This window comes from Kaistia dalseonensis (assembly GCF_030814715.1).
GTDB lineage: Bacteria > Pseudomonadota > Alphaproteobacteria > Rhizobiales > Kaistiaceae > Kaistia > Kaistia dalseonensis.
The window spans coordinates 955,341-974,497 of sequence record NZ_JAUSVO010000001.1 but is presented as its reverse complement, the minus strand read 5'-3'; the positions used below and the strand labels follow the sequence as shown (position 1 = coordinate 974,497).

At 62.8% G+C, this 19,157-nt stretch carries 21 protein-coding genes and 3 pseudogenes; 11 read left to right on the top strand and 13 right to left on the bottom strand.

Annotated elements, in window-relative coordinates:
* Positions 1 to 48 precede the first annotated feature (48 nt).
* A complete protein-coding gene (locus QO014_RS04465; RefSeq protein WP_266347415.1) occupies positions 49 to 543 on the top strand; it encodes a lipocalin-like domain-containing protein in 495 nt (164 codons plus the stop codon).
* 90 nt (positions 544 to 633) lie between these two features.
* On the opposite strand, the gene QO014_RS04460 is transcribed toward QO014_RS04465, so the two are convergent.
* Positions 634 to 1,539: a LysR family transcriptional regulator gene (locus tag QO014_RS04460; protein WP_266347414.1), complete on the bottom strand. Its 906-nt coding sequence runs from the start codon at positions 1,537 to 1,539 to the stop codon at positions 634 to 636.
* A 161-nt stretch (positions 1,540 to 1,700) separates the two neighbouring features.
* Here QO014_RS04460 and QO014_RS04455 point away from each other — a divergent pair, with 161 nt between their 5' ends.
* The 5 genes and pseudogenes from QO014_RS04455 to QO014_RS24545 all read left to right on the top strand — a co-directional run bounded on the left by QO014_RS04455 (position 1,701) and on the right by QO014_RS24545 (position 5,472).
* Positions 1,701 to 2,693, top strand: a complete 993-nt coding sequence (locus QO014_RS04455; protein ID WP_266347413.1) for an MBL fold metallo-hydrolase — start codon at positions 1,701 to 1,703, stop codon at positions 2,691 to 2,693.
* A gap of 23 nt (positions 2,694 to 2,716) precedes the next feature.
* The gene (locus QO014_RS04450; RefSeq protein WP_266347412.1) at positions 2,717 to 3,799 is read left to right on the top strand and encodes an aldo/keto reductase; all 1,083 of its coding nucleotides are present in this window, start codon (positions 2,717 to 2,719) and stop codon (positions 3,797 to 3,799) included.
* 50 nt (positions 3,800 to 3,849) lie between these two features.
* Complete coding sequence (locus QO014_RS04445) at positions 3,850 to 4,434, top strand: dioxygenase family protein (protein ID WP_266347794.1); 585 nt, start codon at positions 3,850 to 3,852, stop codon at positions 4,432 to 4,434.
* 240 nt (positions 4,435 to 4,674) lie between these two features.
* Positions 4,675 to 5,013: pseudogene (locus QO014_RS04440) on the top strand (integrase core domain-containing protein); the annotation flags it as partial.
* 48 nt (positions 5,014 to 5,061) lie between these two features.
* A complete protein-coding gene (locus QO014_RS24545) occupies positions 5,062 to 5,472 on the top strand; it encodes an MFS transporter (protein ID WP_323181205.1) in 411 nt (136 codons plus the stop codon).
* Here the strand turns inward: QO014_RS24545 and QO014_RS04435 are convergent.
* Positions 5,447 to 6,370 carry an AraC family transcriptional regulator gene (locus QO014_RS04435; protein WP_266347411.1) on the bottom strand — a complete coding sequence of 308 codons (924 nt, stop codon included), beginning with the start codon at positions 6,368 to 6,370 and terminating at the stop codon, positions 5,447 to 5,449. The genes QO014_RS24545 and QO014_RS04435 overlap by 26 nt on opposite strands.
* 163 nt (positions 6,371 to 6,533) lie before the next feature.
* On the opposite strand from QO014_RS04435, the gene QO014_RS04430 reads away from it, so the two are divergent.
* The 4 genes and pseudogenes from QO014_RS04430 (at position 6,534) to QO014_RS04415 (ending at position 10,362) form a co-directional block, all read left to right on the top strand.
* The gene (locus tag QO014_RS04430) at positions 6,534 to 7,898 is read left to right on the top strand and encodes an MFS transporter (protein WP_266347410.1); all 1,365 of its coding nucleotides are present in this window, start codon (positions 6,534 to 6,536) and stop codon (positions 7,896 to 7,898) included.
* A complete protein-coding gene (locus tag QO014_RS04425; RefSeq protein WP_266347409.1) occupies positions 7,895 to 9,016 on the top strand; it encodes an oxidoreductase in 1,122 nt (373 codons plus the stop codon). Before QO014_RS04430 ends, QO014_RS04425 begins: the two co-directional genes overlap by 4 nt.
* 343 nt (positions 9,017 to 9,359) lie before the next feature.
* Positions 9,360 to 9,566 (top strand): hypothetical protein, encoded by a 207-nt coding sequence (locus tag QO014_RS04420; protein WP_266347408.1) that lies wholly within the window; start codon positions 9,360 to 9,362, stop codon positions 9,564 to 9,566.
* A 45-nt stretch (positions 9,567 to 9,611) separates the two neighbouring features.
* A pseudogene (locus QO014_RS04415) lies at positions 9,612 to 10,362 on the top strand (IS5 family transposase).
* Positions 10,363 to 10,424: 62 nt separating this feature from the next.
* Here the strand turns inward: QO014_RS04415 and QO014_RS24540 are convergent.
* From QO014_RS24540 to QO014_RS04380, 8 genes and pseudogenes are all read right to left on the bottom strand, one after another.
* Positions 10,425 to 10,607: a LysR substrate-binding domain-containing protein gene (locus QO014_RS24540; protein WP_370877093.1), complete on the bottom strand. Its 183-nt coding sequence runs from the start codon at positions 10,605 to 10,607 to the stop codon at positions 10,425 to 10,427.
* Complete coding sequence (locus QO014_RS04410; protein WP_266347407.1) at positions 10,591 to 11,037, bottom strand: LysR family transcriptional regulator; 447 nt, start codon at positions 11,035 to 11,037, stop codon at positions 10,591 to 10,593. The genes QO014_RS24540 and QO014_RS04410 overlap by 17 nt, the downstream gene beginning before the upstream one ends.
* A 318-nt stretch (positions 11,038 to 11,355) precedes the next feature.
* Positions 11,356 to 11,706, bottom strand: a complete 351-nt coding sequence (locus tag QO014_RS04405; RefSeq protein ID WP_266347406.1) for a putative quinol monooxygenase — start codon at positions 11,704 to 11,706, stop codon at positions 11,356 to 11,358.
* A complete protein-coding gene (locus tag QO014_RS04400; RefSeq protein ID WP_266347405.1) occupies positions 11,703 to 12,794 on the bottom strand; it encodes an alkene reductase in 1,092 nt (363 codons plus the stop codon). The genes QO014_RS04405 and QO014_RS04400 overlap by 4 nt, the downstream gene beginning before the upstream one ends.
* Positions 12,795 to 13,308: 514 nt before the next feature.
* Positions 13,309 to 13,523, bottom strand: a pseudogene (locus QO014_RS24535) (NAD(P)-binding domain-containing protein); the annotation flags it as partial.
* Positions 13,524 to 13,631: 108 nt separating this feature from the next.
* Positions 13,632 to 14,543 (bottom strand): pirin family protein, encoded by a 912-nt coding sequence (locus tag QO014_RS04390; RefSeq protein ID WP_266347404.1) that lies wholly within the window; start codon positions 14,541 to 14,543, stop codon positions 13,632 to 13,634.
* Positions 14,544 to 14,615: 72 nt separating this feature from the next.
* The gene (locus QO014_RS04385; protein ID WP_266347403.1) at positions 14,616 to 15,236 is read right to left on the bottom strand and encodes an NADPH-dependent FMN reductase; all 621 of its coding nucleotides are present in this window, start codon (positions 15,234 to 15,236) and stop codon (positions 14,616 to 14,618) included.
* 218 nt (positions 15,237 to 15,454) lie between these two features.
* Positions 15,455 to 15,880 carry a DoxX family protein gene (locus QO014_RS04380; protein WP_266347402.1) on the bottom strand — a complete coding sequence of 142 codons (426 nt, stop codon included), beginning with the start codon at positions 15,878 to 15,880 and terminating at the stop codon, positions 15,455 to 15,457.
* Positions 15,881 to 16,037: 157 nt separating this feature from the next.
* On the opposite strand from QO014_RS04380, the gene QO014_RS04375 reads away from it, so the two are divergent.
* Complete coding sequence (locus QO014_RS04375) at positions 16,038 to 16,910, top strand: LysR family transcriptional regulator (protein WP_266347401.1); 873 nt, start codon at positions 16,038 to 16,040, stop codon at positions 16,908 to 16,910.
* A gap of 229 nt (positions 16,911 to 17,139) precedes the next feature.
* On the opposite strand, the gene QO014_RS04370 is transcribed toward QO014_RS04375, so the two are convergent.
* The 3 genes from QO014_RS04370 to QO014_RS04360 are packed head-to-tail and all read right to left on the bottom strand — an operon-like array spanning position 17,140 to position 19,012.
* The gene (locus QO014_RS04370) at positions 17,140 to 17,520 is read right to left on the bottom strand and encodes a helix-turn-helix domain-containing protein (protein ID WP_266347400.1); all 381 of its coding nucleotides are present in this window, start codon (positions 17,518 to 17,520) and stop codon (positions 17,140 to 17,142) included.
* Positions 17,514 to 18,125, bottom strand: coding sequence for an AraC family transcriptional regulator ligand-binding domain-containing protein (locus QO014_RS04365; RefSeq protein WP_266347399.1), 612 nt, complete (start codon positions 18,123 to 18,125; stop codon positions 17,514 to 17,516). The genes QO014_RS04370 and QO014_RS04365 overlap by 7 nt, the downstream gene beginning before the upstream one ends.
* Before the next feature lie 47 nt (positions 18,126 to 18,172).
* On the bottom strand, positions 18,173 to 19,012 hold the full coding sequence (locus QO014_RS04360) for an oxidoreductase (protein ID WP_266347398.1): 840 nt from the start codon (positions 19,010 to 19,012) through the stop codon (positions 18,173 to 18,175).
* Between the last annotated feature and the right edge of the window lie 145 nt (positions 19,013 to 19,157).

Sequence of the window (19,157 nt, the reverse complement as noted above, 5' to 3'; positions counted from 1 at the left end):
CGACAGCGGCTTGGAAGCACGGCCCTCATGAACAGGAAACGAAACAGCATGTTCATTCGACCGGTTGTATTGGCTCTCGCCTTCAGCATCTCGTCTTCTGCTTTCGCGCAGACCACCGCACAGAACCAGGTGATGGGCACTTGGCGGATTATATCGGCGGCGATTGACCCCGGCGGAGATAATATTTCCGTCTACGGAGAGAAACCCAACGGTCTTCTCGTCTTCACGCCGGACATGCACTTCGTGGCAGTCCTCACCGACGCCGGCGTCCCGCGGTTTGCTTCCGATGCCCGCGGTGAGGGAACGGATGATGAAAATCGGATGGCCATGTCGCGCAGTATCGGGTTTTTCGGAACCTACACCGTCAATGAGAAGGGAGAATTCAGCGGAAACCGCGTGGAAGGGGCGACATTCCCGAACTGGGTCGGCAGCGTCCGGACCCGCGATGACCTGACGCTGGTCGTCGCCGGAGACCGCATGACCGAACATTTTCGGCGTCCCGAAGGCACTGAGATCAGGATCGAATGGCAGCGCGTCGAGTGAGGCAGCACGCGTGCTGCTTGACCGAATATCGAGCCGTGGTCGCTAACTGAAGTTGCGAACGTCTCACCCGACCGGCCCGATGGGGTGCCGTTACGTTCGGGCCTGCCAGTCGTAGCTCCTGACATAGTCGAGAAAGGCGCGCATGGCGGCGCTCGGCAGGCGGCGGCTCGGATAGTACAGAAACCAGTGCGGCAATGTCGGGCTCCAGTCGGAGAGCAGCTCGACGAGCCCGCCATTCAGGACATGGGGTTTGGAATAGCCATCGAAGACATGGGCTATTCCTCTGCCGGCCAGCGCTGCCTGCAATTCGTTGTGGGCAGAGCTCACCATCAGGCGGCCCGTTGGAGTGACTTCAATCTCGTCATCTCCATCGGAAAACCGCCAGGTGGCCGGTGTCCCGCCGGGAAATCTGCGCTTGATGCAGTCGTGGTCGACGAGATCCTGCGGTGACCGCGGGCGACCGTGCCTTTCGATGTAATCCGGCGAGGCCACGATCGCATAGCGAAGCGGCGGGCCTAGCGGCAGCGCGATCATGTCCTGCGCCAACTGCTTGCCGAACCGGACGCCGGCATCGAAGCCCTGTTCCACGATGTCGATCACCGCCGCGTCGCTGATGATCTCGATGTTCACCTCGCGATAGGCTTCCATGAAGGCGAATGCCAGCGGGCAAAGAACGTGGTCGACCGCCGGCGCAGGGGCATTGATCCGCAGCGTGCCGGACGGCGTGTCCCTCAACTCGTCGACCTCCGCGATCGCACGCCTGATGTCATTCAGCGCAGGCGCGAGTCGTTCGAGGAGCCGCTGCCCCGCCTCCGTGGGCGCTACGCTTCTCGTCGTGCGATTGAGGAGCCGGATGCCGAGGGCCTCTTCGAGCGCGTTCATCGCTTGGCTCAGGGCCGATGACGACACGCCGCGTTCGAGTGCCGCCGCGCGGAAACCGCCACAGCGGACGATCGAGACAAAGACATCGAAGCTGTCGAGCCGGATCTGGTTCATTGCTAAGTCTATCTAATCAAACCGATAAGGATTGCGCATCTTATCGGTTGAATGGCCGTGTGTCATGGTTGCCGCACGGGTAGGTGCCGCGCACCGATTGCTTTGTCTCCCCACCTCGCCGCCGGAACGAAGCGCGCCTCCCCGAACGAAAGGGAAAAACGATGAATGCCTTCACCCTCAACCGACGCACCATCATGCTGTCTGCCGTCGCGGGCGCATCGAGCATGCTCGTCCCGGTCCTTGCCGGATCGGGCGGCGCGAAGGCCCAGGCCGCAGTCTCGCTGAGCGGCAATTCCGGCTGCTACCGCTTCGATGTCGGCGACATCCGTGCGACCGTCTTGAGCGACGGCGTCATTGGCGGCCCGCCAAGCGTCTATGCGAGCGATGCGCCCGAGGCGGAGCTTCAGGCGGTGCTGCAGCGCGCATTTCTGCCCACCGACCACCTGACGCTCAACCTGAACACACTGCTGATCGAAACCCGCGGGCAGCGGATCCTGATCGAAGCGGGCGCGGGCAAGGCGATGGGCCCGAATGGCGGCCGCATCTTTGAAAACCTGGCGGCAGTCGGACTCGGTCCCGCCGACATCGACACGATCGTCATCTCCCACACCCATCCCGACCATGTCGGCAATCTCCGAGCCGCGGACGGCAGCAAAGCCTTCCCCCGCGCCACGGTGTTCGTTCCGAAGGCGGACTGGGAATTCTTCGTCCTCGGCGACCCGGATCTCTCCTACATGCCGGTTCCGCAGGACTTCCGCCTGCGCTTCGCGGCAAACATCAAGAACAGTCTCGAGCCGGTGAAGAACGAGGTCGTGCTCTATGAAGCCGGCGCCGAGATCGTGCCCGGCCTCACGACGATTGTCGCATCCGGCCACACGCCGGGCATGGCGACGTTTCTGGTCCATTCCGGCAACGACCAGCTGCTGCTGACGTCCGACCTCGCCTATCACCCGGTCGTCAACGTGGACAGACCCTGGCTTCCGGGCCCGGACCGCGACAAGGAGGCGGCGCTTGCTTCCCGCAAACGCGTCTTCGACCGGGCTGCGACCGATCGCATACCCGTGCTTGGCTTCCATTTTCCATTCCCGGGCCTCGGTCGGCTGCTCAAGACCGATGGCGCCTACGCCTGGGTCCCCGCCAACTGGCAGTTCTGACGCTCGGGAAACAGGAGGACCTCATGACCAAATCGAAGATCAACCGACGCGGATTCCTCGGTACCATGGGCGCGGCAGCGGCGGGGCTCGGCATCGCCACCCCTGCGACGGCAGAGGCTGAGGGGACTGAAGTGGCCGCGCCCGCATCGACATCTCTTCCGGATGTCCTGACGCGCGCCTTGCCGCGCACGGGCGAGCGGCTCACGGCTCTCGGCCTCGGCACATTCCTGACCTTCGACCTGAGACCCGGCGCGCGCCGCGACAGTCTCCGGCAGGTCTTCGAGCGATATGTCGCCGCGGGCGGCCGCGTCGTCGATACCTCGCCGCTCTACGGCTCGGCCGAGGTCAGCGTCGGCCAGTTCATGGGCGAGTACGCGGCATCCGACGGGATGTTCCTCGCCAACAAGGTCTGGGCCACCGGAGAATATCTCGGCGACGAAAGCCACGCCGAGGAGAGCTTGCGGCAGTCGCGGCTGCGCACCTGGCGCGACACGATCAATCTCATGCAATGCCACAGCATCACCAATGCGCCCGTCATCATCCCGCTGATGAAGGCGTGGAAACGGGAAGGCCTGATCGGCCATTTGGGTGTGACCCACCACGAGTCGGCGGCGCAGGACCAACTCTTGGCGATCGTCCAACGCGACGATGTGGACTTCATCCAGACCAACTACTCGATCTTCAACCGCGACGCCGAGCGCCGCTTGTTGCCCGCCGCCGCCGACAAGGGCGTCGGCGTGCTCATCAACCTGCCGCTCGAGAAAGCACGCCTGATGAAGGTGGTCGAGGGGCGGCCGCTGCCGGGTTTCGCGCAGGAATTCGGCGCGACCAGCTGGGCGCAGTTCTTCCTGAAATGGGTCATGGCGCACCCGGCCGTCACGACGGTGCTGTGCGGCACATCCAATCCCGACCACATGAGCGACAATGTCCAGGCGATGACCGGGCCCCTCCCCGACGCGCGCATGCGCGCCCGCATGGTCGCGCATATGGAGACAGTCCCCGGCTTTGGCTCTATCGGCACCATGCCTTGGTACCCCGGCAAGGAGAACCTGTATCCCGGACTGATCCGGGAGGCTCAGGCCAAGGCCGTGCGACGCCTGCAATGATTGTTCGCGCCCCATCTCGCAACACGGAATTCAAGAGTTGGAGACTGACCTTGCCCTCAAGCCGACGCTCCCTGTTGATCACGTTTCTGACGCTGCCACTGATCCATGCCGCCAGGGCCAGGGCTTATGCGCAAGTGGGCTCTGAGCTCCCTTTGACGCTCGAGTGTCGTGACGCTGACGACGTCACGCTGGAGCGGGAGGCCGGTCCGTTCTTCAGGCCGAACTCGCCTCAAAACCGGGAACTCCACGTGGACGCGCCCGGAGGCGAGCGGATCGCCGTTGCGGGGTTTGTCCTCGACCATCGCTGCCGGCCGCTTGCAGGAAGCCTCGTGGAGATCTGGCATGCCGATGAAAACGGCGACTATGACAGCACCGGCTTCCGCCTGCGCGGACACCAGTTCACCGACGAGCAGGGGCGCTGGTGGTTCAACACCATCGTGCCAGCGCTTTATCCCGGCCGAACGCGTCACTTCCACTTCAAGGTCCAGCGTCCGGGCGGTCGCGTCCTCACAACCCAGCTCTACTTTCCCGGAGAGCCCCGAAATGTCGGAGATGGACTCTTTCACGAGACACTCCTCCTCGACATGAAGCAAACCGGCGACGGACGGTTCGGCCGTTTCGACTTCGTGGTGTGACCGCAAGCAAAGCGGCCAGTTGCCAAGCCTATGCCGCGTCATTGCAGCGCCCCCGGCAACTGGCCCGTGACGGTGGGGCTGGCGTCAGGCGTTGAAGCCGGCGTCCACGTTGAAAGCCACTCAGGCAATCAGGCTTGCAGCGGCCGGCCGCGATTGATCACGGGATGCACGACAAGGCCTGATCCTGACGACGGCGACGGGCTTATTGCGCCAGGGGATGCCCGCGGTTGTGTCGCGTACCCGGCGGACCTCGCTATGCTGAATGCGGTAGACGGCCGCCTGTCGGACGAATTGTTGAACGAGACGCTGTTCTCCAGCCTGACCCAGGCTAGAGCCGCGCTCTTGCGGTGGCAGTTCGACTACAACACCACAAGGCCACACTCGAAGCTCGCATGGCAGACGCCAATCGACCTCACGACCACGCTCCACCCGCGGCAAGATCAAACGCTACGCTACGTGAACAGCTCCGCGTCTGAGCGCGCCGCTCAACCCGCCCGAGAGGGCCGAACCAACCGCCAGAACGAACTCGAGGCTGGAAAGAAAATGGCGGCAACGTCAGCAAGCTTGGACTGCGCGTAGGCAGGCATCGGCTGACAGGCCTTTTGGACCTGGAGATCATCGAAGTGGATGGCGGCATTCCGGCGCACCGCGATACTCGACAGTGTGATCACACAAGGATCCTGCGCACGCCTGAGCAAAGGCAACAGATGCGCAGTCAAATTGGCCGAGCCTATCAAGGCGGACCTCGGACCGAGCGACACCCAGATGGGCCTGCTCACTAGCCTCACCTTCGCAGTTTGCTATTCGCTGTTGTCGTTGCCTCTCGCCCGAGCCTCGGATCGAGGGTCGCCTCGCTTTGTCCTGGTTTCGTGCATTCTGCTCTGGAGCCCGATGACGGCGCTCGGTGACTTCGCCGCAAAGCCTTCTGCGCCGCCCATCTGGTGGCGGGCGAAGGCAAGCAGGCGCAGGCGTCCGGGCACACCGGCACCGAGCAGCCACCCGGAACACGCGCCTAGGCGGTTCGCGCCTTGCGGCTAGCGAACTGGCTGTACAAACGCTGGTAGTTCAGAGCGTCCTGCTTTGGCGCAACTCCGAACATCCGGGAATATTCGCGGCTGAATTGCGAAGCGCTTTCGTAGCCAACCTTGTGGGCGGCCTCCTCGACGCTTGCAGCATCTGCCACCATCAGCCGCCGCGATTCGAGAAGGCGCAGTTGTTTCTGGAACTGGAGCGGCGATACCGAGGTGAGCTGCTTGAAGTGCTGATAAAAGGAAGAGGGGCTCATACGCGCCACCTCGGCCATCTGCTCCACTCGGAGAGTCTGGGTGAAGTTGGTGCGTAGGAAGTAGATCGCCTTGGCGATCCGCATGAAATTCGATTCCGCCGAGGTGAGGCTATGCAATTCGCCCCCATATGGCCCGCTCAGGAGCCAGTAGCAGATGTCGCGCATGACCGACGGATAGAGGATCGGGATCGCCTTGGGCGTCTGCGACATCCGGATGAGGCGCAGCACACATTCGGCCAGCGGTTCATCAACCTTCCCGACGAACACGCACGGACGGGGGCTGGCCGGTGGAGCGGGCGGCGTCTCCAGCTGCTCCAGCACTTCGCGCAGCATCGTCACATCCAGATCGATGGTGACGCCGACATAAGGCGACTCCGGACTCGCATCGATGACCCGACCGGTGGCGGGCATTTCCATGCTGACCACAAGACACTCCATGGCGCCGTAATAGAGCCTCTCGTTGCCGAATAGAATTTCCTTCGCCCCCTGGGCCACGACGCACAGCGAAGGGCGGTAGATCTGCCGTATGGGCGTCCGTGCCTGATAGGAGCGGTTGATGTGAACGCTCTCCATCTGCGTCGGAAACAGGCCCTCACCGCCGCCTTGGCTTTCGATATAGGCAGTGAGCCCGGCAAGCAGCGATGACGACACGTGAACCTCCGATTGGTTCCGAGGCCAGCGCAGCACTCGCCCTTCAACCGGCAACATATCCCGCCTCGTAGAAATAGGCAAATTTCTCGACGTATCCGGCATTCTGGTCATGGGAGACTTCCTCTAGCTTGGTGATGCCATCACAGCCAGGGAAGCACCAAACATGGCAGAAATCGCCGCATCGTCAATATATCATCAGGATGTATTTCCAACTATTTTGAAGGCGATCGACGCTGAACAACTCCATGTATGGCGCATCCCAGTGCTGCTTTTTGCGCTATTACTGGTAAGCGAAACTTCGAAGAGCGATCGGATGCTTCCGTTCGTTCTGGCCGAGTCGATCAAGGAAGACCTTGATCTGAGCGATACCCAAGTGGGTTTGCTCACCGGCATTGCCTTTGCGGCCTGCTACACGCTGCTGTCGATGCCGCTCGTCCGCGCCGCCGATAGAGCATCGCCCCGGTTCGTCCTCGTTTTGTGCATCCTGCTCTGGAGTGCGATGACGTTGCTCGGTGGTGTTGCCATGAGTTTCCTGGTCCTGGCCACAACCCGGTTCGGCGTCGCATTCGGCGAAGCTGGAGCGACCCCGGCCGGCCATGCGATCATCGCCCGCAAAATCCCGCCAGAGCGTCGCGGTCTAGCGCTTGGCATTTTCGCAATGGGCATTCCGCTCAGCACCATGGTGGGTTTTGCCGTTGGCGGCGCGATCGGAGATGCACTCGGTTGGCGTACAGCGCTCGTCGGCGCAGGGGCCATGGGCGTGCTGGTCCGCCTGTTTGCGTTCGTCGTCGTGGGACCGACCCCGCCGCTCAGGCGGACAGGTGAAAACAGCGCGCCCTTCGTTGAGGCGAGCCTGCGGCTGCTCTCGTCCCCGGCATTCCGGTGGCTGTTCATCGGCTCGGTCATGCTCGGCTTCGCCGCAGCACCTTTCTACGCTTTCGCGGTTCCCTTCCTGATCCGAACCCACGCTCTCAGCGCCAGCGAGGCGGGACTGGCATTCGGACTGCTGCAAGGCGCGATGGGGATTTGCGGAACGCTCATCGGCGGGCGCCTGTTCGATCGCGCGGTGCGCTCGGGCACAGGCCGGGTTCTCGGACCTCCCGCGATCCTCTTCATGGCCGCGAGCCTGACGACATCGGCAGCACTGTTCGCGCCTGTCTCATGGCTTTCCATCGTCCTTTTCGTTCCGGGCATGCTCTCCTTCTCATTTCTGCTGCCGTGGTGCTTCGGCGCAGCCCATCTCGTCGCCGGCAAGGGCAAGGAAGCGATGGCGACGAGCCTCGCGATGATCGGCTCCGGCCTTCTCGGTCCCGCATTAGGCCCTCTGGTCGTCGGCATGATCAGCGACACCGCGACAGCAGCTCAAGTTTCCAACGGTCTTGGGCTCGGCCTGCTCGTCGTGCCCGTCGCCAGCGTGCTGACCGGTGTCGCCCAATTGATCGCAAACCAGCGCATCGCCGCGCCCCTTCGCAACACCGACTTGGCTGACCATTCGGAACCCCTACTCCTCGGAAGGATCCGCAAATGACCGACGCAACTGGAGAGAATGCACCTGCCCACACCCCGGCATCGCGATTGTCGCGTCGTTCGTTTGTTCGATACGGCGCTGCGGGTGTCGGCGTCGCGATCCTGGGTAGCGGCGTCGCCGTCATGGCGAACCGGCCGCCCTTATCCCCGCGCCAGCAGGGATTGCCGGACCTCCCCGATTGGACGGCGGCCGACATCCCCTCGCTACGAGGGCGCTCGGTCCTCGTCACCGGTGGCAACGGCTATCCCGTGGGCGACCGAAGCGGCCTGGGGTTTCACGACGCCCTCGAACTCGCCCGCGCTGGGGCTGACGTAACCATAGCGTCCCGGAATCAGGAACGGGGCGAGGAAGCTGTCAGGTTTATCAAGGCCGACGTTCCCAATGCCTCGATCCGCTTCGAAACGCTCGATCTTTCGGATCTCGCTTCGGTCGTGCGTTTCGCGGATCGAATGCACGGATCCGGAGGAAGTCTGGACATTCTCGTCAACAACGCGGGCGTGATGGGACGGAAAAGCCGCGAAGTGAGCGCAAACGGGTTCGAGCGGGTCTTTGCCACGAATACGCTCGGTCATTTTGCGTTGACCGCCCGACTGCTGCCGCTGCTGCGCAGAAGCGATTCCCCGCGCGTCGTCTGGGTCTCCAGCAGCCGTTCGTTCATGGGCGCAATCAACTTTGCCGACCTGCAACAGGTTCAGAAATATGACTATGGGGCGGCTTACGACAACAGCAAGCTCGCCAACCTCATGCTCGCCTTTGAGATGCAACGGCGCAGCGTGGCGGAAGGCTGGGGCGTCTCGGCCATAGCGGCCCACCCGGGCATCGCTCGCACCAACCTTGTCTTGGACGGCCCGGGCCCTGAGAGCCTGGAGGGGCGCAATCACAGGTACATGCCCTTCCTCTTTCAGACGGCCGCTCAAGGCGCTTTGCCGACCCTGTACGCGGCGGCGTCGCCCCACGCGGCGGCTGGCGGATACTACGGGCCGAACGGGGTTCTGGGGTTGGGTGGCCTGCCCGGCTGGGCCGGGATTCCCGAAAAAGCCGACGACCAGCAAGTCGCGGCGAGGCTCTGGGCCACACTTGAGCGGCTTGGCGGCGTGACGTTCGGGCAGATGGGCTGACGCCAAAATATCCGGCCCGTTCCGCGAACCAATAGGAGGGTTGCCGCCCCGGCCCCCTCCCGGCCACCGAAGGAGAAGCCTGACAACGCGGCGCGTTCGGTGGCCGACAATTCCCCCAAGAACGGGCCAATCAAGTGCGTACTCTAGTCTTTCCGATCTTGCTTGCCGGTGGAATAGCCCTGCCTTAGGTCCGCGCGCATGCGCAGGAAGCTCCTGCCGACGGGGCATTACAAGCTGTGGTCGCCATCGGCGTCGGCGTCGTGCCCGAGCATGATGGCGCGAGGGACGTTCGTGCCCTGCCCTTCCTGTCTGGCAGCCGCGCTGGGGTGGCCGGGAATTGCTGGTGACGCTCGACTGCGTCGCCCGCGTCGACGGCTGGGACGTCTCGATCAGGTCGGGTGCCCATCTGCCGATCGTCGATCAGGTGCAGGCGGCACGGGTCGCGCTGACCATCCCAGGACGGGTCGATATTGAAGTGATCCCGGCTGGCGGGTCTTTCGGGCGCCGCGGGCTAGGACGGATCGACATTCAGGATTCACGGGACGGCTGAGGTGTGATTCATAGGTCTCCGCTTTGAGTGGAGGCTGTGATGGGCGTGAAGCGTTACGAGTTGACTGACGCTCAGTGGCGGCGGATCGCCGGGCTTTTGCCTGGCAAGGCCAGCGATCCTGGCCGGACGGCGACGGATAACCGGACCTTCGTGAACGGCTGCCTTTGGGTGCTGCGCTCGGGCGCACACTGGCGCAACCTGCCCGAGCGCTACGGCAACTGGAAGACCGTCCACCGCCGCTTCAACCGCTGGTGCCACTCCGCCGTCTGGGAGCGAGTGTTCGACGCACTGACTGCCGACCGCGACAATCAGTATCTATGATCGACTCGACCATCGTGCGGGCGCACCAGCACGCGGCCAGCGGAAAAGGGGGGCCAAGGATCAGGCGCTGGGGCGCTCCCGAGGCGGACTGACCACCAAGATCCACATGCTCGCCGATGCGCTCGGCCGGCCGCTCCGCATCATCATCACCGCTGGCCAGCGTGGTGACGTCCTGGAGGCCGAGGCTTTGCTCCAAGGGCAGGCTGGTGGCGCCGTCCTAGCCGACAAGGCCTATGATGCCAACGCCCTACGCACCAGCATCGCCGCCATGGGCGCCGAGGCCGTCATCCCGTCGAACAGAACCCGCAAAATCGCCATTCCTCACGATGCCACGCTCTACAGGCATCGCAACCGCATCGAGCGCTGCTTCAACCGTCTCAAGCACTTCAGACGCTTCGCCACACGCTACGAGCGGCGAACCATCCACTTCCGAGGCTTCACTCTCCTCGCCGCCGCAATGATCTGGATGACATGAATGTCGATCCGTCCTAGCCCTCCCAGCCTCGCGACCAGATAGTCTTGGATCTCCGGCCCTGGTCAGCCGCTGCTCACGAAGAAGGTCTCGTGTCGGACCTCAGGCCAGCAAAGGGAATCCAACGCGGCGAGCCCATGGCCTTCAGGCAGGACAACATAAATGTGCTCGGTCCACAGAGGCTCGGAAATGTGACCCTGAAGCTCAGGCCGACCTGTGACGAAGACGATGTCAAGCCGCCCCTTCATGAAGGATCACCTTCACCCCCGGATTCCGCTCCCGGAACTGCTTGAGCGTGAGATGGAGAAAGCCCGACGCCAGGGACACCAAAATGCCGATGTTAAGTTCGCCGTGCTCCCCACGGTGACGTGCAGAGGCGAGCTGGATGGCTCGATGCAACTGATTCACGCCAAGCGTTGCCTCCTTGAGGAAGTTTTCGCCCGCCTGCGTCAGGTGTACTCCCTTCTGGTCGCGGCGAAACATCTCGAATCCCAATCGGTGCTCGAGGAGCTGAACCCGCCGGCTCACAGTTGATTGCGATACGTCGAGCGCAGCTGCTGCCTGACGGAAGCTGCTATGTTCCGCTGCGGCGATCGCGAATCTCAGATATCGCAGGTCGAGTGCGAGATCAGGCATTGTCGCCGCGACCTGCCGGGAAAATGCCAGGAGGACCACCATGTCGAATGGGTCGGTGCCCATACGGCAAGCGGCCTCGCGCGAAGAGCTGGATTCCCAATCGACGCTCCGGCGATTGCGTGCGGCGACCGACCGTGGATTGAGAAAGATTCCCCGACCGGCGAGAACGTCCGCGCTCGGCAACGACCATGGCACAACGTAAACAGCGGAGATCAAAGGCCATATATGGCATTGCCATCACTCTCGATTGGGCCAGCAGAATAGAGACAAGATGCCGGCGAGGAGATGCGTCACCCAATCGGCATGTGTCTTGGCCGGCCTTTCGCTTTCTGCCGAGGAGCCTTTTCGAGCCATCGGGCCTCAGGGTGCGAGGCGAAGAAATGGTGTGTAGAATCTGACGTCATATCCTTCGACAGACGCACGTAGCGCCGGGTCGGCATGTGTCCACACGTCCGCCCGCATATCGCCAATCGCGAGCATCGCGGCGACATTCTCGCCCATATTCGCCAAGTGCTCGAGCCGAGCTTCAGGGCTGACGAACTCCTCGTAGAAGACCGCCTCTGAGCCATCGTCGTTTACGAAGATGTCCAGCCGGACCGTGCCGGTATCCTTCTCGCGGGTCAGCCCGATCATGTCCTCGGCGATGCGCTTGAACTCGTCGCCTTTGCCGGGGTGAATGGCGAAGCGAACCACAGCCTGGAAGCGGTTCATGCCTGAACTCCTTCCTGGCTCTCCTTCAGGGTCGGGAAGTCGGTATATCCCGCTTCAGGCCCCTCGGGCTGATGTCCGAAGAAGACGCTATGGTCGGCCGTGTTGAGCGGCGCGTCCAAGACGATCCGTTCGATAAAATCCGGATTGGCGAGTATGTGCGCGCCATAGGATTCAAGGTCGGCAAGCCCTGATGCGATATCCTTGCCGATGTCCTCGCGAGGCCGCGCAGGACGGTTGAGGATGATCGCCTGGTTCCAGATCCTGCGGAAGTCGTTCAGGATGTCGTCTTCGCCGTAGTGCACGATGTGGATGTAAGCGAGGCCGAGCTTGTCCAGCTCGCCGACCAGATAGCGGAACAGGTCCGGGCCTTCCCGACCCACGTCCAGGCCAAAGCCGGTGAACCTGGGCGAGAGCCTGATGCCGGTCCGCTCGGGGCCGATCTCGGAGATGATGGCCTTGGCGACCTCGATCGCGAAGCGGGCGCGGTTCTCGATCGATCCGCCATAACGGTCGGTGCGCTGGTTGGCGCTTTTCGCAAGGAACTGGTGGACCAGATAGGCGACCCCATGAATCTCCACACCATCGGCGCCGGACTCGATCGCTCGACGAGCCGAATAGGCGTAGTCCTTGACCGTCTCCGCCACCTCGTCAGTGGTGAGCGCGCGGGGGACAGGAATGTCCTTCATGCCGCTCAGCGTGTAGATTTGCTCGCCCGGTGCGATCGCCGAGGGCGCCACGCCCTGCCGGTGATGCGGAGTGTTGTCGGGATGCGACATGCGGCCCGCGTGCATGAGCTGGTAGAAGACGTGACCGCCGCGGGCGTGGATCGCTTCGTTCACGCGGCTCCAGCCCCCGACATGGGCGTCGGTATAGATGCCCGGCGTCAACGGATAGCCCTGACCATCGTCTGATGGTTGCGTGCCTTCTGTCACTGTAAGACCGACGCTGGCGCGTTGGCCGTAATATTCGGCAGCGAGCGGTCCGGGCGTGCCGTCGGCGTTGGCGCGGGCTCGCGTCATGGGGGCCATGGCAAACCGGTTCTGCAGCTGGATGCGGCCAAGCTGGAACGGAGAATAGATGTCACTCATAGATCGATGTCCGTGATTTCGTGGCCCGCTGTGTCTGGGCCGCTGACGCTCGGCGCCGCGAGTTGCGATTGGCGAACCCAGCGGAAGCGGCAATGCGCCTCCGCCCGACCTGGTCTTACGGGAACGGGCTGTCGATCCTGACAAGGTCATGGGCGATGAGCGGGCCGCCCAGCGACTGGAACAGGCGGCTGCCATGTTCGACGTTGCCCAGGTCGAGGCCGAAGAAGCCGAGTTGGTCGATCAGCTTAGCGACTTCGGCCTTCGCGGCTTCGTCGTCGCCGGCGTAGAACAGCACGCGGCGACCGCCATCGGCGTCCGGAGCCTTCAGGAGGTTCTTGAAGTAATGGTGGTTGAAGGCCTTCACCACGCGCGCGCCCGGCGCCCATTCTTGGACGATTGAGGTTGACGCCCGACCCCCGATGTCGATCGGCGGCAGCGGCGGGCGCTGCATGTTGTTGTTGGTGTCGACGAGAATCCGACCGTTCCACTGGGGGAGACCTTGAAGGGCGCCCCGCAGCTTTGGCCAGTTCACCGATACGAAGACGATGTCCTTCGAAGCGGCCTCCTCACGGGTGCCCGCTACGATCGAGGGCCCGGCCTTGGCGACGAGGTCGCCAACGTCTCGGGGTCCCGGCTGTTTGCGACGGTCGCGGCGATACTCTTGGCTCCCAGGCGCTGGGCGATGGCACCGCCGATCACTCCGGTGCCGATGATTCCGATAGAAGGCATGCATGGTCTCCAAATTCACTTGTGGAAATGAGTGCAGCCAGGCCGGGGCAGGCCCTGGCTGCGATGTGACTTAGGTCAGCGGGGTCTGCTACGGCGAAGAGGTTGGGGTCAGCCGCGATAGATCGGGGTCGAGCCCGACGCGCGCTGGCGGTTGCCGAGCGAGAAGAGCTGCTCCTTGAGCACCTGAATGTTGCGTTCGCCCGTCACCAGCCCTTCGGCCGAGGCGTGGACCGAATAATAGCCAAGGTGCAGTTCGTGTGGAGAGGGAATGGCCGAGCCGAGGACGAATATCGCGCCGTCCGGGCCGCCCTGCAGCGCGATCATGCCATCGTCTTCGGAGAAGATGAGCAGTTCGCCGTTCGAGGCGGAAGCGGAGCCAGCGAGGCTGCCCTTGGACAGCGCAAGCCAACCTACGGTGTGGCCGGGGGGCGGGGTGTAATCCCAGCGCTGGCCGGGTGCGAGGGTGACGAGCAGGTAGTTGACGCCCGCCGGAGCCCGCACAGGGCTGGTGACACCGCCATGCGTACCGACGATGACATAGGCCGGGCCGACCTGGTGCATGTCGGACGCCTCGACATATTGGCTGTCGACCGGAGCAAGCTCCAGTTCGGCGGGCAGCGACAACCAGAGCTGGAAGCCGTGGATGCGCTCGGACTTGCCGGACGACAATTCCTTGCCGTGCCAGACGCCGCCGCCGGCGCGCATCCATTCAACGCCGCCATAGCCGATATAGCCCGAGCCGGCCTCGGGGTCGTCGAAATGCACGTCGCCGCGGGTGAAGACGGTGACGGTGCCGATCCCAGAATGGGGATGCATCCCCCCTGAGGCCGCAAACTCGCTCATCACGCCACCGAAGCTGTCGAGGAACACGAACGGCTTGAGCTGTTCGCCCAGGTCGCTCGGGCTCATGAGGCGGAACACCTCGCCATGACCGCGACCACGGGTGCGGTAGATGACATCGCGGCCGGCGGTTGTGGCAGTGCTGGTTTTGCGATCGCGGGTTACATCGATGGTGGACACGAGCTTTCTCCATCGGGGAGCCGTTGCCAGCCACCCCGTCCTGATGTTGTGGTTAAGATCGGGATTACGCGGTCACGCCGCTTCGGTACGGGCGGCCGTCTCGGCGCGCGCAGCCATGGTGGCCTTGGCCCACCAGACCAGCTCGTCGAGTGCGGTGGTGGCGGACGGGATCAAATTCTGTTCAATCGTCTCGATCGGCTGATTGCCGACCGCCGGGAAGATCGTGAAGAAATCGCTGCCGCCGATGTGGACGGCCGCGTGGGTCGAGACCATATGCATCTCGATGCCGACGAGGCGCAGATGCTCGATGGCGCGGGCCGCGCCGACACCGCCATAGCCGATCGCCGTGAAGGGCTTGCGGCTCCACTCCTTGTAGGCATGATCCAGCGCATTCTTGAGCGAGCCGGTGAGCGAGTGGTTGTATTCGGCGACGACGAAGATGAAGCCATCGAAGCCAGCGAGCGCCTGCTGCCAGCGAACGGCTTCCGGGCTCTGGCTCGGCACCCAGGCGCTCGACGCAATCTCATCGAAGAGGGGCAGGTTGAAGTCGCGCAGGTCGAGCAGCTCGACTTCCATGTCATCGCGGGCCTGCGCCTGCTTGAGCATCCACTGCGCAGGAACGTCGGCAAAGCGCGCTGTGCGCGTCGAACCGATAATGAGGGCGATCTTGGGCTTGGCGGTGACGGTCGACATCGGGTTTTCCTTCGCTCGGTTGGCGAGAATGCAGGGGGCAATCTCGTTCTTGCTGAGGATAATTTGGCCCACGCTTGGGGGTGTCACTAGACAGCCAGATCGTTCTGCGGGGTCGCACTTTCGGGAACACTTGGCGGCTGTGCAGGCCTAAAAATACAGCAAGGCCGGGCACACGGAACCGTGTGCCCGGCTTGAAGCACCGGTTGCAAAGGGGCCGGTTATTGCGCGGTGGCCACCCGGTCCGAGTACGCACGACGATTGCTCAGATATTCGTCCAGGCTGAAGGCGCCGGCGCCGAAACCGACGATCTGGAGCAGGCCGCCAGTCATCATCACATTCTTGAAGAAGTGAACGAAGGTGTTCTGGTCGGCGAGATTGCTGTGAAAATAGAAGGCCGTGACCATCGAAAAGATGGCGAGCAGAGCAGCAACCGGACGAACCTTGAATCCCGCGACCAATAGCGCACCACCAACAATCTCGAGCGTCACCGCCCCAAGAAACGAAAGCGGAGGAACCGGTAGACCGACGGCCTCGATCATGGCGACTGTCGCTCCATAGGTCGTCGCCTTTCCGAGACCGAAAAGAATGAACGGAAGACCGATCAGAAGCCGGCCTGCGAACGGGACGTAACGAACGTTATTCATGGGATATCTCCTGTCTGAAGCAGGATGATTGGCCATCCGCTTGCCTTAGAAATGCGGCAATCGACGGATCGCCACTAGACAGCGAAGATGCTACCCTCTGTCCCTGAAATGGGAACACCATCCAACCTAGGAGGCGCCCACAACACAAGGAGGAAGCATGGAAATTGAGGATCTGAGAACCTTTGTTGAGGTGGCCGACGCCGGGGGCATTAATTCCGCAGCTCGCCGCCTGGGCCTTGCAAAGTCGATCGTTAGCCGGCGCCTACTGCGGCTTGAGGAGGAACTCGGTGCCGAACTGCTTGCGCGGACCACGCGCGGCGCAGTCCTGACCGAAGCGGGCATATCGTTCCGGGACCAGGCGGCGGACATCTGCGCAAAGATCGACGCAGCACGCGAGGAAATGTCTCCCAACGGCGATATCCGGGGATTACTCCGGATTGCCGGGCCAGCCTCCGTCGGCACCTATTTCGCGTCCGTGCTCGCGGATCTTGCGCGGCGACATCCAGCGTTGAATGTTCACACGCGGTTTTCGGATCAGTATGTCGATCTCGCCGCTGAAGGTTTCGATTGCGGAATCCGGGTCGGCTACATGCCTGATTCGAATCTCATCGCCCGCAAGATCGGGTCGCTGCCGGTGCGGCTCTATGCCAGCCCCGACTATATCGCGGAAAATGGTGCGCCTGAGTATCCCGGCGACATCTTAAAACACGCCGCCATCACCGCCGGCACTAACAGTTGGGTCTTCAGCGATGGTGACCAGAGCTTCACGGTGAACCCGCAAGGGCGCTTCAGGGCCGACAATGCTTATGTCCTTACGGAGGCCGCGGCAGCCGGTTTAGGCATCCTTGCCATGGGGGCTATGATCGCCGAGCCCTATGTCCAGGATGGAAGGCTGGTGCCGATCATGACACGGTTCACATTGCCCGACGTCGGCATTTTCGTGGTGCGACCGCCAAGTCAGCACACGCCGAGAAAAGTCAGAGTTCTGATTGATCTGATGGTAGAGCGGTTTGCCTCGGGCCGTTTCTGATCAGGCCCGTGGCTATCCGGGGGAGAGAGCGCTAACGTATCGCTCGCAACGACCGCCACCGGGGGCCGACGACTAGGTCTCGGCCAACCGATAGACGTCGATAGATGGAGAACAAAATATTTAGTTTTATCAGTGTGTTAGGTCGAACTCCGGCGTAGTTTTGGATATCCTCGGATGGACAAAAATCACTCCCACTCTATTGTCCGCATTGATCATAAGTTATTGAACTTCACCCTAAAAGAAATTCTTCAGTTTTGCTATGCTGACTCGCATGCCGATCACAAGATCGGGCTGTTGATCTTAGACGGTGAAACGAGATCACATCCTGATAGCCAAGAAGAAAGGCGATTTCATTGAGGTCGATGGCGGCGTCGCGAAGAAAACAGTGTCCGAGCTCTCGCCGGGCTTCGATCAGCAACTCGCGAAAGCTGTGACCTTCCTCAGTGATCCGACGTTGCAGCGTCCGCTCGCTCATGCCCATCCGACGGGCGATCTCGCTCACGCCCGGTCGACCACTGGGGAGGCTGCGCTTGAGTTCGAGGACCACCTGCTCGCTCAGCGACCGCGCCTGCATTTCCTCAAGCGCGCTGACCAGCGCTGGCGTCAGCATGCGAGCAGTTCGGGATTGTGGCCCGGAAACGGTCGGTCGAGATCGGCGGCGTCGAACAGGAGCAGGTCGCGCGGCGCGCCGAGCCTGACCGGCGCAGCAAAATAACCCTCATGGGCGGCGCTTCGTAGCCCCGACCGGGCAAGGTCGACGCGCAACGGCCGCACGTCGGTGCCCGTGCCCCGCCGCGCCAGTTCCATCAGCGTGGCAAAGGTCGCGTCCACGCTCGCCGCCGGCTCGGCCTCGCTTGCGTGAAGCCAGGTCATGCCCACCGCGCTGCCCCGTACTCCACCATGCACGCCTTCGGTGACCTCCAGAATCTCTGGCGTACACAGCCACTTGAACCGACCCAGCCGTTCGATCCCGTCGCGCAGATCGCGGGCATAAAACGCAGCGAGCGTGGACGGCGGATGCACCGCTGTGTCGGCGCTGCTCACGATCCTGAGGCCGACCGCCGGATCGTCGGACAGCGTCTCCAGCGCCCGCATCAGCACGAAATACTGCGCGGTCGTAACGGCTTGCCCGGTTTGGGGGAGCGTAACCGGCAGCCGCGCCTGACGCAGCAGCGCCTTGGGCGGGATGCCGATCGCCGCCACGGCATTCCACAATCCGTGGGGCACCTTGCACCGGTCGGCGGGAGCGGGCCGCATGACGCTCAAGCGCCCTTCGGCAACTGACTGAGGATGATGCGATCGAACATACGGTCGCCCAGCCAAGAACGCATTGCGATCAACAGAGCGCCGAACTTGCCCTTGACATAGCGGGTGCGGGGGCGTGCGGCGGCGACTGCCGTGCCAACCACGTCCGCGATCACGCGCGGGTGGCTGGTGCGTCCCTTGGCATAAGTCTCGCGGGTTCCCGCGGCAACCGCGCGGGTCAGACCCGCATATGGTCCGTTGCCGGAACGCTTGAGGAGGCTACCCGCCACCACATTGCCAAACCCGGTTTCGATCAGGCCGGGTTCAATCACGACCACATCAATGCCCAGCTGGGCGAGTTCGATACGCAGGCAATCGGACCAGCCTTCCAGCGCATGCTTGGTGGCATGATACCAACTGCCCAAGGGCGTGTAGATCTTGCCGCCCATCGACGTGATGTTGATGATCCGGCCAGCCTTCTTCGCGCGCATCGCTGGCAGCAGGAGCTGAGTCAGGCGACCGGGGCCGGAGACGTTCACCTCGAACTGGTACCGCGCCTCGTCCAAACCGATCTCCTCCATCGGCCCATACAGACCGACGCCGGGATTGTTGACCAGCACGTCGACGCCGCCCGTCTGCGCCATCATCGTATCGACCGCCGCAACGATATCGGCCTCGCTGGCGATGTCCATGCGACGCGGATACGCCCCGAGCGCCTTCAGATCATCCATCTCGGCCATACGCCGGGCAGCCACGTAGACCTGGTAGCCGCCGACAATCAGCCGCTTTGCGATTTCCTTGCGCATGCCGGATGAGGCTCCCGTCACGAGAGCGGACTTTTTGTTGCGATCGAACATAAGTCACCTTCTTTCCTTGTGTGAGGAAGGACTTCCTTCCTTTGTGTGAGAAAGATAGGTCAGCGCCGGACCCGCGGCATTGACAGGAGGTGCCAAGTCTCACGCAGATTACGCCATCTTTGAGCGCGGGCGGCAAATTGACGAT